The 586-nt window shown below is 72.9% G+C and carries 1 protein-coding gene; it reads left to right on the top strand.

All coding sequences use genetic code 11. From position 1 onward, the window contains the following. The coding region (locus tag ACLJQE_RS44725; protein ID WP_410645931.1) for a class I SAM-dependent methyltransferase at positions 1-558 on the top strand (558 nt) is incomplete at its 5' end. Positions 559-586 lie beyond the last annotated feature (28 nt).

Raw genomic sequence — 586 nt, 5'->3', positions numbered from 1 at the left:
CTCGACCTCGGTGCCGGCACCGGGTTGCTCTCCGCGCTGGTCGGCGCTGCCGTGCCCGGCGCCCGGGTGACCCTGCTCGACGCCGCGCCCGCGATGCTCGCCCTCGCCGCCGAACACCTGACCGCCCAGGGCGTGCCGCACCGGGTCGAGGTGGCCGACCTGGCCGCGCCGCTACCCACCGGCCGGTACGACGCGGTGGTCTCCGCCCTCGCCATCCACCACCTCGACGATCCCGGCAAGCGCGCGCTCTACCGGCGGATACACGGCAGCCTCGGCCCCGGTGGGGTCTTCGTCAACGCCGAGCAGGTCGCCGGCCCGACTCCCGCACTCGACCAGCGGTACGCCCAGGTGTGGCGCAGTCAGATCACCGCGCTCGGATCGGATCAGCAGGAGATCGACGCCGCCCGGTTACGCATGTCCTACGACCGTCCGGCTCCGGTCGACGCCCAGTGCGACTGGCTGACCGAGGCCGGTTTCGTCGACGTCGACTGCTTCTTCAAGGCGTGGCGGTTCGCCGTCTTCGGCGGCCACCGGGCCGAGGCAGCCGTCGCTCGGTAGCGGTCAGCCACGCTTTCAGGGAGAGGGT

Origin of the sequence: Amycolatopsis sp. lyj-346 (genome assembly GCF_046548975.1) — a bacterium.
Lineage (GTDB): Bacteria > Actinomycetota > Actinomycetes > Mycobacteriales > Pseudonocardiaceae > Amycolatopsis.
The sequence above is the reverse complement of the archived record's forward strand: the minus strand, read 5'-3'. Positions and strand labels throughout refer to the sequence as shown.